Here is a 13399-nt window from a genome sequence, read left to right as displayed (position 1 = left end):
TTGCATCAATCAAATTGTTTGTTGTTATGCCAGCCATCAGTGAGGGTTATTCATGAACCTGTTTCAACTCCGCGCGTTCGATGCCGTGGCCCGTGAAGGCAGCTTCACCCGTGCTGCTGCCCGCTTGTTCATCAGTCAGCCGGCGGTCACCGGGCATATCAAGGCGCTGGAGGAGCACTACCAGATCACCTTGTTGCGGCGCACCGCACGACGGGTGGAACTGACCGAGGAGGGCACCAAACTGGCGGCGATCACTCGGGCCATGTTTGGTCTGGCGGAAGAGGCGCAGGCGATGCTCGAAGCCAATCGACAATTGCTCACCGGGCGACTGGAGGTGGCGGCGGATGGCCCGCACATGGTCATGCCGATGCTGGCGAGTCTGCGTTCGCGGTATCCAGGGATCACGGTCAATCTGCGTCTGGGCAATGCGCAGGAAACCCTTGCCGCGCTGTTATCCGAGCACGCGGACGTCGCCGTGCTGACCGAAGTCGAGCCGCGCAAAGGCTTGCACCTGCAAGCGCTGAGCGAGTCGCGGATTTGCGCCTTGGTGCCGGCCGGGCATCCGTGGGCGGTGCGCTCTTCAGAGGTGAAGCTCAAGGAACTGGATCAGGTGATCATGGTGCTGCGCGAGCCGAGTTCGATCACCCGGCGCACGTTTGATCAGGCGTGTACGCAGGCTGCGGTTAATCCGCGAGTGTTGCTGGAACTCGATAGCCGGGAAGCGGTGACTGAAGCGGTCGCCGCAGAACTGGGCGTCGGCGTGGTGTCCTCAGTGGAAGTCAGCCACGACCCGCGCGTGGTGGCGATTCCGATTGTCGGCGAGGGGCTGGTAAACCGGCACATGATTGGCTGCATGGAGCGGCGGCGGGAGTTGCGGCTGATTCAGGCGTTCTTCGACTTGGCGCCGGCCTGAGACACCGCGGCGCCTCATTCGCGAGCAGGCTCGCTCCCACACTGGTCTTGCGGCATATACACATCCCCTGTGGGAGCGAGCCTGCTCGCGAAGGGGCCATCACTGTTTCACAAGGCTTTCGCGAACCATATCGAGAAACGTCGCCACCACCCGTCGCGAACTCTGCTCACGCAAGCACACCAGTGTCTCGGTCAAACGCCGGGTGCAATCGGTAATCGGCAACGCACAGACCCGCGAGTCCGCACCAAACTCCGCAGCCGAAACAACCCCCACGCCAATCCCCACCACCACCGCCTCACGCGCCGCTTCCCGGCCTTCGACCTGAATCGCCGGACGAATGCGAAACCCGGCGCGGGCCATTTCCTCTTCCAGCGTCTGTCGCGTCACCGAGCCGTGCTCGCGCAAGACCAGCGGCGTGTCATCCAGATCCGCCAGGCAGATCGACTCGCGCTCGGCCCACGGATGATTGCGCGAAACGAACGCCACCATCGGGTCGTTGCGCAATGGCACGCTGAGCAAACGTTCATCACTGACATCACGCCCCAGTAGCGCCAGATCGGCCTGATAGTTAAACAACCGAAACAGCGATTCATCGGTATTGCCCGTCTCGATCTTCACGCTGATCCCCGGATAGCGCTCGCAGAACCGCGCGATCTGCGGCAACACATGCACCGGCGCATCCACCGCTAGAATCAGGCTGCCGGTCTGCAAGGCCTGGGATTCCTGAAGCAGTTCCTGGGCTTCGGCTTCAATCACAAACAGGCGCTGAGTAATCGTCAGCAAGCGTTCGCCGAGGTCAGTCAAACGCACGGAACGTTTATTGCGATGAAACAATAAAACGCCGAAGCGTTCTTCCAGTTTGCGCACCTGGTCGGAAATCGCCGGTTGCGTGAGGAAAAGCCGCTCGGCGGCCCTGGTGAAGCTTCCATGCACGGCCACGGCGTGAAAGGCTTTGAGCTGGGCGTGGGACACCGACATGAGGCCTCCAGTAACAAGCTGAGCTTATGAGTGAAATACGATAAATCGATTTTATTTATTAAACAGTAATTGCTTTGATCCGCTCACGCCATCGCTGACTGCCCGTTCGTGCAGCAACGCTGGCGATGAGCCTGTGCGTGCAACAGCAGGACTCATCTGACCGGTATCGCCATAGGGATGGGGTGATATCGCAGTGCTCAACAATAAAAAAACACAGGCGTTTACTTAACGATTCTGCCGGCACACTCACACCCTGAGGTCAGAACCACAATGAACAAGCACATCGGCACCATTGCGCGTTGGCGCATGCAGATTTTCGCTATCACCTGGCTCGCGTATGCCGCTTTCTACTTCACCCGCAAAGCGTTTTCGGTGGCCAAACTGGGCATCGGCGAAGACCCGACCTTCATGCTCGACAAGATGACGATGGCCAATCTGGATGCCATCTATCTGGCGGCTTATGCCATCGGCCAATTCACTTGGGGCATGCTCGCCGACCGCTTTGGGCCCAGGGTCGTGGTGCTCGGTGGTTTGCTGATTTCCGCTGCGGCGGCGCTGGTGATGGGCAGTTTCGCGACGTTACCGATCTTCGCCACCTGCATGTTGATCCAGGGGTTGGCGCAGTCCACGGGATGGTCGGGGTTGTGTAAAAACCTCGGCAGTTTTTTCCCCTCCGAGCAGCGCGGGCGAGTGCTCGGGTTGTGGAGTTCCTGCTATGCGTTTGGCGGTCTGGTTGCCTCGCCGTTCGCCGGATGGTGGGCCTATACGCTGGTCGGTAGCTGGCACGCGGCGTTTATTTCCAGTGCGGCGGTGGTCGCGGTCGTGGCGGTGTTGTTCTTTATTTTTCAACGTAACAAACCGGAAGACGTCGGCTTGCCGGCAGTGGAGCCAGAGCCGGAACTGAGCGCTGAAGAGACCGAGGCCAACAGCAAACTCAGCGTTTGGGAGCCGTTGAAGGAGATCCTGCGCAACCGCACGGTGTTGGTGCTGGGTCTGGCGTATTTCATGTTGAAACCGGCGCGCTACGCGATTTTATTGTGGGGCCCGGTGATCGTCTTCGAGCAGATGCCCAGTGTCGGCAAGGTGGGGGCGGCGATTATTCCGACCTCGTTTGAGCTGGCCGGGTTGCTCGGGCCGATCATGATCGGCCTGGCCTCGGACAAACTGTTCGGCGCCCGGCGCATGCCGGCCTGCGTCTTGAGTCTGCTGGCGTTGACCGTCACCCTGGCACTGTTCATGGGCGCCTTGCAGACCGGCAGTGTGTTGCTGGTGGTGGCGTTGCTGTTCGTTATGGGCCTGACCCTGTACGGCCCGGACTCGATGATCAGCGGCGCGGCCGCCATCGACTTCGGCAAAGCCAAGGCCGGCGCCACCGCCGCTGGATTCGTCAACGGTTGCGGTTCGGTCGGTGCGGTGCTCGGCGGTTTGCTGCCGGGTTATTTCGATACGGTGACGGTGTTCATCGTGTTCGCCGGTTGCGCGCTGTTCTCGGCGCTGGTGCTGATTCCGCACTGGAACAGCCGTCCGGTCGGCGTGATGGAGCCGCGCGCGTCCATCCCCAATAGCCCGTTGACGATCAAACCTCTGCGTTCTTGAAACCCCTTGCCTCGCGGCCTGCTGCAACGTTCGCGGCAGGCTGAGTCGTGGCCATTTGACTGGAGAATCCCATGAGACCGTTTTGGCTGGAGCAGGCCTTGCAGGCCGACGCATCCGAAACCTGCCCGTCGCTGCAAGGCGAAGTACGCAGCGATGTGTGCATTGTCGGCGGCGGTTACACCGGGTTGTGGACGGCGATCATGCTCAAGCAACAGGACCCGGAACTGGATGTGCTGTTGATCGAGGCCGACATCTGCGGCGCCGGTGCCAGCGGGCGCAATGGCGGTTGTGCGCTGTCGTGGTCGGCGAAATATTTCACCCTTGAACGCTTGTTCGGCGTCGAGGAAGCCGTGCGACTGGTCAAGGAATCCGAGCGCAGCATCCACGCCATCGGTGAGTTCTGCGAGCAATACGGCGTCGATGCCGATTATCGGCTCGACGGCACGCTTTACACCGCCACCAACCGTGCGCAGGTCGGTTCGACCGACGCGGTGATCGCGGCGCTGGAGCGCAACGGCATCAACTCGTTCAGCCAGCGCCCGGTCGCCGACGTGCAGCGCATGGCCGGTTCGAGCAAGCATCTGGAAGGTTGGTTCTCGCCGGCCGCCGCCAGTGTGCAACCGGGCAAACTGGTGCGCGGGCTGCGCCGGGTGGCGTTGCAACTGGGTGTGAAGATCCACGAGAACACGGCGATGACAGGGTTGCAGGAGGGCCGTCCGGCGCGCCTCCAGACGCCGAACGGCAACGTTGTCGCCGACCGTGTGGTGCTGGCGATGAACGCGTGGATGGCCCGCGCCTTCCCGCAGTTCGAGCGCAGCGTGGCAATCGTTTCCAGCGACATGCTGATCACCGAACCGCGCCCGGACCTGTTACAGGACATCGGTTTGACCAGTGGCGTCACCGTGCTCGATTCGCGGATTTTTGTGCACTATTACCACAACACCCCGGACGGCCGGATCATGCTCGGCAAGGGCGGCAACACCTTCGCCTATGGCGGGCGGATGCTGCCGGTGTTCGATCAGCCATCACCGTATGCCGGGTTGCTCAAGCGCAGCCTTGGCGATTTTTTCCCGGCGTTCGCCGACGTCAAGGTCGACGCAACCTGGAACGGGCCGTCCGATCGCTCGGTGACCGGTTTGCCGTTCTTTGGCCAGATGAGCAACAGCGGCAATGTGTTTTACGGATTCGGTTATTCCGGCAGCGGCGTTGGCCCTTGCCACATGGGCGGGCAGATTCTCGCGTCGCTGGTGCAGGGAGTGGACAACCCGTGGACGCGCTCGCCGCTGGTCAATGGGCCGCTGGGTTACTTCCCGCCGGAACCGATCCGCTATCTCGGCTCGTTGATGGTGCGTAACGCCATCCGCCGCAAGGAGCGTGCCGAAGACCATGGGCGACGGCCCCGGCATCTGGACGTGCACCTGGCGAAATTCGCCGCGGCGGCGGGCAAGGCCGACAAGGGTTGAGTCCCATCAGCAGTGAGTCTGTGTGGCGATGCCTCAGGCGGGGCAACACTATGTGCCGTTGAGCAGCCAATCAAGCAGCAAGCCGTTGTCCCGCGCAGCCAGTGTTTCGCGCGGCGCCGGATTGCGCGAATGGCCCAGGCATACAATCGGCCGGTCAGGATCGCTGTCGAGGAAGCTCACCCACACTTCACTGCCGGCGCAGGGCAGTTCAGCGGCGGCCATTCGGCCATTGGCGCAGGTCATGGCGATGGGCAGCCAGATTGCGTCGGATTCGACCGCTGGCGAGTGTTCCGACGGCCACAGCCGGACAGCGATGCGCCCGTGCGCGTCAATGCGCGCCGGTTGCCCCGACGCGCCGATGACCTGCGCCAGGTGATACCCGGCGATGCTCGGGCGCAGTTGTTTGAGCGGGGGGCGAAAGTCGGTTGACCAGGGTTGTGCGGTGAAGTCGTTGTAGTAGCGATGCACGGTGGGCGTCGGGTCGAGAATCGATGGATGTTGACCATGGTGGCGTAATGAGGTGATCCGCCATTGCTCATTGAAGTGGCTGATCGGATGCTCCGAAACCTGCAATAGATGCCCGCTGCGCAAACCGACGCAGTCGCTGCGACCATGGAATGAGCGATGCAGGCAACGTTGTCGCTCCAGATGGCGACGACTGCGTTGCTCGTCATGGCGGTGCTCCGGTGCCGGCATCGGCGGCCGTGGTGTTGACGCGGTCTGATTGGCTGCATCCTCGGCCGGCGCCTTTTGCCCTCGATTGCGCACAACGTGCAGGGTGGGGATGGGCGCGGCGTGGTGATGCTGGTACAGCGCGCTGACGCCGGGTGAGGGCGTTTGCTCGTCGACCGTGAAGGGTAGCAGTGTCGGCGTTTGCGGCAGACTCAGGCTGTCATCGGCGAACACAACGGTGTGGCCGCTGGCGTGATGCTCGAAGTGGTAGTGGATGCCTTCTTCTTCGCACAGCCGTTGCAGCAGCGCCAGATCGCTTTCCTCGTACTGGATGCAAAACGGTCGTACGGGATAATGGCCCACGGTCATTTCAATGCGGTAGCTGTGCGCCGGCAAGGCGTTTTCGTCGAGCAATTGCTGAATAATCTGTGGCACGCTCAGTTGCACCAATACCCGTCGCCTTTCTGGTTGTGCCAACGTCTGCAGGTACGGCACCAACGTCAGCCGGTAGCCGATTCGATACGTCCCGCGGTGTTCGCAACGGGCGCTGTGGATCATGCCGTGGACCCCGTGATGGTCGTCCAGTTGCACATAGGCCGTCTGCTGCAACAGCGTAGCTGTCGCCATGGCCGGGGCCAGGCCGATCAGTTCGATGTCGAAGCGAAAAGGCTGGTTGAGCGCTTCTTCACCGACAAAACGCAACACGGGCAGGCGCAAGCCGCTGTCGATCAGGGTCAGGGTGAACGGACTTTCCTTGTCATTGAGCATTCGCACAGGCTCTGTCAGGCAATACGGGCCTCAGAGAGTACGAAACCGCGGCGCTGAATAGTCATCGCAAAAGGGTTTTTCAGAATCGCCCTACGAGCTCTGGCGAAGATGTCGATTTCACATTGGATTTTTTGGTCGATTGCCGACTTTAGGCCGTATAAACTTGGCGCCACGCGTCGGCCAATAGATGTCTCGGCGCCACAGATCAAGAGAGTGAGTAATGGGCGCACAGTGGAAGGTTAAACACAAAGAAGCGGCAGCCAACGCCAAGGGCAAGATCTTCGGCAAACTGGTGAAAGAAATCACCATCGCTGCCCGCAACGGTGCCGATACCGCCACCAACGCACACCTGCGTCTGGTGGTCGAACAGGCCAAGAAAGCCTCGATGCCCAAGGAAACCCTGGACCGCGCGATCAAGAAAGGCGCGGGTCTGTTGGGCGAAACCGTGCAATACCATCGTGTGACCTACGAAGGTTTTGCACCGCATCAGGTTCCGTTGATCGTCGAGTGTGTTACCGACAACATCAACCGCACCGTCGCGGAAATCCGCGTGGCATTCCGCAAGGGCCAACTGGGCGCTTCCGGCTCTGTCGCCTGGGACTTCAACCATGTGGGCATGATCGAAGCTTCGCCGGACACCCCGGACGCCGATCCGGAAATGGCCGCGATCGAAGCCGGTGCCCAGGATTTCGAGCCGGGCGAAGACGGCGCGACCCTGTTCCTGACCGATCCGACGGACCTCGACGCCGTGCAGAAAGCGCTACCGGAGCAAGGCTTCACCGTGCTGTCGGCGAAACTCGGCTACCAGCCGAAAAACCCGGTGAGCGGCCTGAGCGACGAGCAAATGGCTGAAGTTGAAGCGTTCCTCGAAGGCCTCGACAACCACGACGACGTGCAGGACATGTTTGTCGGTCTGGCTGGCTGATTTGTTTTATTTGTAGCACTGTCATCGCGGGCAAGCCCGCTCCCACAGGTATTGCGTCGTACACACGTTCTGTGATCGCCACCAAACCCTGTGGGAGCGGGCTTGCCCGCGATTGACCGCGTAGCGGTCACGGCTTTTTCAGTACCGCAACCACTTCACTGAACCCCGGTCGCCCCGGCACATCCGCCTGACAGCAACGCCGCTGCAGTTCCTCCAGCTCCCCACGCCGCTCATCACTCAACCCTGAGTCGATCCGCGCGAGCAACTCCCCAAGCAAAACCCCGAACGCGCGCACCTCAATGCGTTGCAGCGCCCGTGTTTCGACGTTGTCCGTGGTGGCATGGAACGACGCCGCGCCGAAATCCCCCAGCAAACAGTCCCCCTGATCATTCAACAGAATGTTGTGCCCGTAGAGATCGCCGTGGGTGATGCCTTGCTGATGCAGATGCTCGGCCGCCGAGGCGATGCCCTTGGCAATGCGCAGCACCACATCGGCGCTGAAGCGGCAATCCTCGGCGTACACATCCCGTGAGCAGGAGGCCAGGCTTGGCAACCCCGCCAGGTTGCGAAAGCTTGGATCAATCAGTTGCATCACCAGCCCCTGCTGTCCGTCGGGGTGGCCAGTGATGCGGCCTTCAACCCGGATCAGGTTCGGGTGCAGCCCGGCGGTGATGCAGGCGTTCATTTCGTGCAGCGGCGAGCCGTCGCTGGTCATCTCGCCTTTGTACAGCTTCACCGCGACTGGCTGCCGTGAACCATCGGCGCGCTGCCAGATCGCCCGGGAAATCACCCCGGAAGCGCCTTCGCCCAGTTGCTGCTCCAGGTGCAACGCCGACCAGTCGATCTGCGGCGTGGCTTCAAGGGCGGCGGCGTCGGCTTCGGTTTCCAGCGGATTGCCGGCGTAGGCCAGCCACGTCAGGCGCGGCAACGTCAGCAGCTGTTGCGGCAGTTCGGTGAGGCGGTTGGCGGCGATGCGGATCAGTTCCAGCCGGTTGCAGTTGCCCAGCGATGGCGGCAGCGATTGCAGGCGATTGCCGGCCAGCATGAGTTTCTGCAAGTAAGGACGTTCGCCCAGTTCGTCTGGCAGGGTCTCGATGCAGTTGTCGGTCAGAATCAGCCAGCGCAGCAGCGGTGGCAGGGCGGCACCGGGCACATTGACGATGCGGTTGGCCTTGAAGCCGACCATCGTCAGTGCGGCGCATTGGCCGAGGCAGGCGGGCAGTTCGCTGAACTGGTTGTCGGAGCAGAACAGTACGCGCATTCGGGTCAGTCGATGCAGGTCATCCGGCAGACGGTTCAAGTTGTTGCCGCTGAGGTTGAGCACCTCCAGAGAGTCGGCCAGATCAAAGATCTCCGGCGGAAATTCGGTCAGGCCGCAGGACAGATCCAGCCGCGTGATGCCCGACAACTCGCCGGCGCGCAATTGAGCAAGGGTGTGCATGAAGTTCTTCGCAATAGAGGGGTCGCAGGAATGGCCGACATGATAGCGGTAGATGCCTGCTCAGCGCAGAGGAAACCCTGTAGGCGCTGCCGAAGGCTGCGCCTACAAAGGGTGCGGTGCTGTGGTCAGATCCTGCAGTTGCCCCAAGCGGCTGCGCGTGCGGGCCAGATCGATCGCGTTGCCCGCCAGACTTTCGCCCAGCGGCAGTGTGCCGAGCAGGCTCAGGTGTTTGTCCTGATCGTAGAGCACGTCGATCAGATTGATGAAGCGCTGTTGCGCAGCGATCGAGCATTCAGCCAGTTCCGGTAGATCGTCGATGATCCAGTGGTCGAACCGCCGACACAGTTCCAGATAGTCCATCACTGCAGTTGGTTCTTCGCACAGATCAGCGAAGGTAAAACCGACGCGCCGGCCCTCGCACACACGTGCCTGAATCTGCCGGGTGCCGACCGTTAACGGCAGGGGCGGTGCATTCTGCGCCGGCAGATTCAGCGCCTGACGTTGAGCCGGTGTGGCCGGCCACAGGTAGCGTCCGTGGGTGAAAACCTGATGTGCGTGATTGCGCGCCTGACTGCGGTAATCGTGGGGGCCGCCGACTTCCATGATCTGCATGCGCGAATTGATCAGCTCGATCACCGGTTTGAACCGCGCGTGATAAAGCGGATTCGGCAGCAGGCCTTCCGGGGCATAGTTGGAGGTCACCAACAACAGAATCCCGCGCTGGAACAGTGCCTTGAACAACCGTGTAATCAGCATTGCATCGCCGATGTCATGCACATGGAATTCGTCGAAACACAGCACCCGACAGTCCTGCAATAACTCATCGAGCGTGAGGGCGAGGGCATCGTCCTGTTGGCGATGGCGGAACATGCCCTGATGCAGTTGGGCAAAGAATTCATGGAAATGCAGGCGCCGTTTCTGCTCCATTGGCAGGGCCTGGAAAAAGCCATCCAGCAGCCAGCTCTTGCCGCGTCCGACGGCACCGTACAGATACAGGCTCGGCGGTTTTTGCGCTGCGCCGCCGAACAACAGACTGGCCTGCTGCGCCATGCAATCGATGACGCGCTGCTGGCTCTGGCTGAGGATGTAACCCTGATCGTGGGCTTTGTTTCGCATGTAATCGCGGATCAACCGGGCACTGGCGTCATGGCCGGCGCTGGCGGGCAGACCTTTGCCGAACAAACGGCGCAACGCCAGCCAGCGCTGGGTCAGTGGCGAACGTTTCGGCGGGTGGGTGGGCACTCTGCGGTCACTCCGTATGCGTCAAACCGGCTCTGGGGCGCGGCAGCGTAGTGTAACCAGACGCACCGTCAGCCTTCTACCGCAGCCGCCCGAGAGTGGGCGGTCACTGAACAATAATGTGCGGCGTGTAGAGGAATTTTCAGCAACTGGATTCTCCGCATTGCCAACCTTTCGAAACATATCCCGGCGTTTGCGTGGATCCAATCGACTGGCGCAATCGCAGTCCGTTGCTAACCTGAAACACAATAACGACGACGCGAGCACCGACAAGGAAGGGCGCAGTGAATGTACGTGTGGTCATGGGCCTGCTGGGTGTGTGTGTTGCACCTGTATACGCGGCGGATCTCCAGGTCGAAGTACGGGTCGACGTGCAGCGCGGCTGTCAGTTGATTGGCCAGCAGCGCGAGGCCGGTATCGAACAACTTGGCGTGCTCGATTTCGGCAGTACCGCGCGCCTTGACGATCCTGCAGGGCCGCTGGGGGCGGCGTTGACCAATCAACGGCTGCCGCGCCTGGAATGCAACCCGGACACGCCGTATCAGATGCGTGTCGATGGCGGTTTGCATGGCGGCGTCGGCGAAGTTCGCTACATGGCCGGCGCGGCTGACAGCCAGCCGATTCCGTATCGCTTGTATCAGGACGCCGCGCGACGGGTGCCGTTGGTGGTGGATGTACCGGTCAGCGGTCGGGTGCCGGACAGCGGCACTGTGGAGTTGCCCTTGTACGCGCGGATCGAGCGCCTGGCGCAAGTGCCCAGGGTCAGCCGTTACTCCGATCTGGTGAAAGTGACGGTCACCTGGTGATCGCAAGGTTTTAAGCGGCAATCCGCTGGATTCGGGTTGTTCATGGAAGGTGTTCAGCGATGAACGTGATGGTTGAGTCATTCCTCAGGGAGCAGGGGCGGACACAATGACAGGCAGGCACTGGATGGTCATGGCGGCAGGCACGCTGCTGTTGCTCGCGGACGAAGCGCAAGCGGCGGTCAGCGGGCAGATAAATGCGCGGCTGATCCTGATTGCCGGCTGCGAAGTGACCAATGCCAGCGATCCCTCCGGCCCGGTCAGCGACCTGGGCAAGCTTGATTTCGGCCAGCAGGGCCCGACCTGGGACGCGCCGATCAAGGCCAGCCTCGATGGCGACAGCAGCGGCAAACTCAACGTCGCCTGTAACCCTTCGGTCACCGGTTTCACCGTCACCATCGACGGTGGTGCCCACGGTGACGGCACCACCCGGCGCCTGAGCAACGGCCGCCAGACCCTTCCTTATCAGCTATTCCTCGATGCCTCCGGCAAACAAAGCTACAGCATCGGCCAGCAACACAATTTCGCTGTCACCAGCGGTGCGCAGATACCCATTCCGGTATTTGGCTCGGTGGTGGCGAATACCCGCGCGGTTCCGGCAGGGGTCTATACCGACACCCTGACGGTGACGCTCGACTGGTAACCCCGTAGAGGACGGACACCATGCGTACGTTTGCATCAAGGATAGGTTTGTCGCTGCTCGGCCTGACGCTGGTTTCCAGTGCCAACGCCGCTACCACTGTCACCGGCCAGATCACCTCCAGCCTGATCCTGATCAGCAGCTGTCAGGTCAACGGCGCCGGCGGCTCCACGGGGCTGAACTTCGGTGCGTTGAACTTCGGCACCGCCAACAGCCTGTTCACCACCGCCACCGGGCAAGTGTTGGGCGGTGGCGGCGGGGCGTTGTCGATTCTGTGCTCGAGCGGCACCACGCCGACGGTCAAGGTGCGTGCCGGCTCCCACGACGGTATGTCGCCGGGCGGTACGCGCGCGCTGTACGACGGTGTCGCCAACTACGTGCCGTATGACTTGTATACCGATGCCGGGCATTCGCAGCTACTGGCGATCGACGGCACGATCAATCTGGCGGCCAGCACCGGCGTGGCGCAAACGGTGAACATCTACGGTCAGGCAGTGGGCAAGGCCGGTTTACCCGCCGGGACCTACACCGACACCGTCGCTGTTGAACTGACGTTCTGATGCCATGCGCCGTCAAGGCTGCATTGCGCTGCTCCTGCTCTGTGCGGGCAGTGCGCCGCTGCCGCTGACAGCAGCGACCAATCAGAGCTTTCAGGTCAGCGCTACGATCACGGCGGGGTGTCTGGTGGTGGGTGGGGTGTCGAACTATGGCGGGCTGAATTTCGGTTCGCGTTCGGCCCTGGCCACCGGCACGGTGCAGGTCGCACTGACCGGCGGTGTGCAGTTGCAATGCACACCGGGGGTGACATTGAACATGAGCGTCGATGGCGGCCAGTACAACAGCAGCGGCCGGCACATGCAGGTCAGCAGCGGCACTGCGCGGGTGGCGTATGCACTGTTTCGCGACGCCGCGTACAGCCAGAGCCTGGGGATTGGCCAGAGTGTGGCAGTGGCCTATAGCGATGCGAACAACATCAGCCTGCCGATTTACGGTCAGGTGCAATTGCCCGGCAATCAGCCGGGGGGGACGTACAGCGACGTGTTGCAGGTGCAGCTGTCGTGGTAGGGCGAAATTTGAATGGCCGACAAGGAGCAGGTAGATGGGGGCAGTTATGTCACGGCATTCGTGGGTGCAGTGCGCGATGTTGGCGCTGGTCATGCTCGGGGCAGGTCACACGCAGGCAGCCAGCTCGGTATTGATCTGGCCGATTGATCCGGTTCTTGAGGCCGACCAACAGGCCAGCGCGCTGTGGCTGGAGAACCGTGGTAACGAAACCGCCAATCTGCAGATTCGCGTCTTCGCCTGGAGCCAGAACGGTTTTGCAGAGCAGTACCAGAATCAGCGCGACGTGATCGGCAGCCCGCCCGTGGCGAAGATCGAACCGGGGCAGAAACAACTGGTGCGCCTGACCCGAACCAAAGACGTACCCCCCGGGCAGGAACTGGCCTATCGAATCATCATCGACGAAATCCCTTCCGCACAAACGGCCTCCGCCGAGGGTGGCAAGACTGCAGCGGCCATTCGCTTTCAAATGCGTTATTCAGTGCCGCTGTTTGCCTACGGCGCGGGGCTGTGGAGCAAAGAGGACAGCACTCGGCCGCGAGATCCCAAAGGCATCGGCCTGCCGCAGTTGAGCTGGCGCACGGTGGCGGTCGATGGCCGACCCTACGTGGAGGTGCGCAATCAGGGTGCGGTCCATGCCCGGCTGACCGATGTGGCGATCAAACAGGGTGGGCAGAGCAAGCCATTGGCTGAAGGCCTGCTGGGTTACGTGCTGCCGGGCGCAGTGATGCGTTGGCCGGCACCGGGTTCTCTGGCCGGCGATTCAGCGTTGCAGGTGCGGGTCAACGGTGCGACGCAGGTGCAGAGCGTGACTCCGTCGCGGTGATTGAGTCGAGCCCGGGTCTTTGACGTCGAGCAAGCAGTGTCAGGAGGATTGAGTCCATTGACGGATGTAAAGC

At 61.7% G+C, this 13399-nt stretch carries 13 protein-coding genes; 9 read left to right on the top strand and 4 right to left on the bottom strand.

Annotation, left to right across the window (positions count from 1 at the left end; genetic code table 11):
* The first annotated feature begins 52 nt into the window (after positions 1-52).
* Positions 53-913: a LysR substrate-binding domain-containing protein gene (locus CKW18_RS17330; RefSeq protein WP_095189928.1), complete on the top strand. Its 861-nt coding sequence runs from the start codon at positions 53-55 to the stop codon at positions 911-913.
* A 99-nt stretch (positions 914-1012) separates the two neighbouring features.
* On the opposite strand, the gene CKW18_RS17325 is transcribed toward CKW18_RS17330, so the two are convergent.
* The gene (locus CKW18_RS17325) at positions 1013-1891 is read right to left on the bottom strand and encodes a LysR family transcriptional regulator (protein WP_095189927.1); all 879 of its coding nucleotides are present in this window, start codon (positions 1889-1891) and stop codon (positions 1013-1015) included.
* Positions 1892-2161: 270 nt separating this feature from the next.
* Between CKW18_RS17325 and CKW18_RS17320 the strand changes: the two genes are divergently transcribed.
* Positions 2162-3487, top strand: a complete 1326-nt coding sequence (locus CKW18_RS17320) for an MFS transporter (RefSeq protein WP_095189926.1) — start codon at positions 2162-2164, stop codon at positions 3485-3487.
* Between the two features lie 71 nt (positions 3488-3558).
* The gene (locus tag CKW18_RS17315) at positions 3559-4950 is read left to right on the top strand and encodes an FAD-dependent oxidoreductase (RefSeq protein WP_095189925.1); all 1392 of its coding nucleotides are present in this window, start codon (positions 3559-3561) and stop codon (positions 4948-4950) included.
* A gap of 48 nt (positions 4951-4998) precedes the next feature.
* Here CKW18_RS17315 and CKW18_RS17310 read toward each other — a convergent pair whose 3' ends face one another.
* On the bottom strand, positions 4999-6390 hold the full coding sequence (locus CKW18_RS17310) for a type VI secretion system Vgr family protein (RefSeq protein WP_095189924.1): 1392 nt from the start codon (positions 6388-6390) through the stop codon (positions 4999-5001).
* A 220-nt stretch (positions 6391-6610) separates the two neighbouring features.
* Here CKW18_RS17310 and CKW18_RS17305 point away from each other — a divergent pair, with 220 nt between their 5' ends.
* Positions 6611-7315: a YebC/PmpR family DNA-binding transcriptional regulator gene (locus CKW18_RS17305; RefSeq protein ID WP_095189923.1), complete on the top strand. Its 705-nt coding sequence runs from the start codon at positions 6611-6613 to the stop codon at positions 7313-7315.
* A 127-nt stretch (positions 7316-7442) separates the two neighbouring features.
* Here the strand turns inward: CKW18_RS17305 and CKW18_RS17300 are convergent, their stop codons facing one another.
* Both CKW18_RS17300 and zapE read right to left on the bottom strand, forming a co-directional pair.
* Positions 7443-8756, bottom strand: a complete 1314-nt coding sequence (locus CKW18_RS17300; RefSeq protein WP_095189922.1) for a leucine-rich repeat-containing protein kinase family protein — start codon at positions 8754-8756, stop codon at positions 7443-7445.
* Between the two features lie 102 nt (positions 8757-8858).
* The gene (gene zapE, locus CKW18_RS17295) at positions 8859-9998 is read right to left on the bottom strand and encodes a cell division protein ZapE (protein WP_095189921.1); all 1140 of its coding nucleotides are present in this window, start codon (positions 9996-9998) and stop codon (positions 8859-8861) included.
* Between the two features lie 299 nt (positions 9999-10297).
* Between zapE and CKW18_RS17290 the strand changes: the two genes are divergently transcribed.
* The 5 genes from CKW18_RS17290 to CKW18_RS17270 all read left to right on the top strand — a co-directional run bounded on the left by CKW18_RS17290 (position 10298) and on the right by CKW18_RS17270 (position 13326).
* Entirely contained in the window at positions 10298-10801 is a 504-nt protein-coding gene (locus CKW18_RS17290; RefSeq protein ID WP_095189920.1) for a spore coat U domain-containing protein, read from the top strand.
* Between the two features lie 106 nt (positions 10802-10907).
* Complete coding sequence (locus CKW18_RS17285; protein ID WP_095189919.1) at positions 10908-11441, top strand: spore coat U domain-containing protein; 534 nt, start codon at positions 10908-10910, stop codon at positions 11439-11441.
* A gap of 20 nt (positions 11442-11461) precedes the next feature.
* Positions 11462-11998 carry a spore coat protein U domain-containing protein gene (locus tag CKW18_RS17280; RefSeq protein WP_095189918.1) on the top strand — a complete coding sequence of 179 codons (537 nt, stop codon included), beginning with the start codon at positions 11462-11464 and terminating at the stop codon, positions 11996-11998.
* Positions 11999-12002: 4 nt separating this feature from the next.
* A complete protein-coding gene (locus tag CKW18_RS17275; RefSeq protein WP_095189917.1) occupies positions 12003-12503 on the top strand; it encodes a spore coat U domain-containing protein in 501 nt (166 codons plus the stop codon).
* Positions 12504-12537: 34 nt separating this feature from the next.
* A complete protein-coding gene (locus CKW18_RS17270) occupies positions 12538-13326 on the top strand; it encodes a molecular chaperone (protein WP_095189916.1) in 789 nt (262 codons plus the stop codon).
* Positions 13327-13399: the final 73 nt, after the last annotated feature.

This window comes from Pseudomonas sp. Irchel 3E19 (assembly GCF_900187585.1).
In the GTDB taxonomy this organism is placed as follows: Bacteria; Pseudomonadota; Gammaproteobacteria; order Pseudomonadales; family Pseudomonadaceae; genus Aquipseudomonas; species Aquipseudomonas baetica.
The sequence above is the reverse complement of the archived record's forward strand: the minus strand, read 5'-3'. Positions and strand labels throughout refer to the sequence as shown.

Bases quoted from the DNA above. Each gene is read 5' to 3' on its own strand.
- CKW18_RS17330 (WP_095189928.1), top strand. From the start codon at position 53: ATGAACCTGTTTCAACTCCGCGCGTTCGATGCCGTGGCCCGTGAAGGC.
- CKW18_RS17325 (WP_095189927.1), bottom strand. From the start codon at position 1,891: ATGTCGGTGTCCCACGCCCAGCTCAAAGCCTTTCACGCCGTGGCCGTG.
- CKW18_RS17320 (WP_095189926.1), top strand. From the start codon at position 2,162: ATGAACAAGCACATCGGCACCATTGCGCGTTGGCGCATGCAGATTTTC.
- CKW18_RS17315 (WP_095189925.1), top strand. From the start codon at position 3,559: ATGAGACCGTTTTGGCTGGAGCAGGCCTTGCAGGCCGACGCATCCGAA.
- CKW18_RS17310 (WP_095189924.1), bottom strand. From the start codon at position 6,390: ATGCTCAATGACAAGGAAAGTCCGTTCACCCTGACCCTGATCGACAGC.
- CKW18_RS17305 (WP_095189923.1), top strand. From the start codon at position 6,611: ATGGGCGCACAGTGGAAGGTTAAACACAAAGAAGCGGCAGCCAACGCC.
- CKW18_RS17300 (WP_095189922.1), bottom strand. From the start codon at position 8,756: ATGCACACCCTTGCTCAATTGCGCGCCGGCGAGTTGTCGGGCATCACG.
- CKW18_RS17290 (WP_095189920.1), top strand. From the start codon at position 10,298: ATGGGCCTGCTGGGTGTGTGTGTTGCACCTGTATACGCGGCGGATCTC.
- CKW18_RS17285 (WP_095189919.1), top strand. From the start codon at position 10,908: ATGACAGGCAGGCACTGGATGGTCATGGCGGCAGGCACGCTGCTGTTG.
- CKW18_RS17280 (WP_095189918.1), top strand. From the start codon at position 11,462: ATGCGTACGTTTGCATCAAGGATAGGTTTGTCGCTGCTCGGCCTGACG.
- CKW18_RS17275 (WP_095189917.1), top strand. From the start codon at position 12,003: ATGCGCCGTCAAGGCTGCATTGCGCTGCTCCTGCTCTGTGCGGGCAGT.
- CKW18_RS17270 (WP_095189916.1), top strand. From the start codon at position 12,538: ATGGGGGCAGTTATGTCACGGCATTCGTGGGTGCAGTGCGCGATGTTG.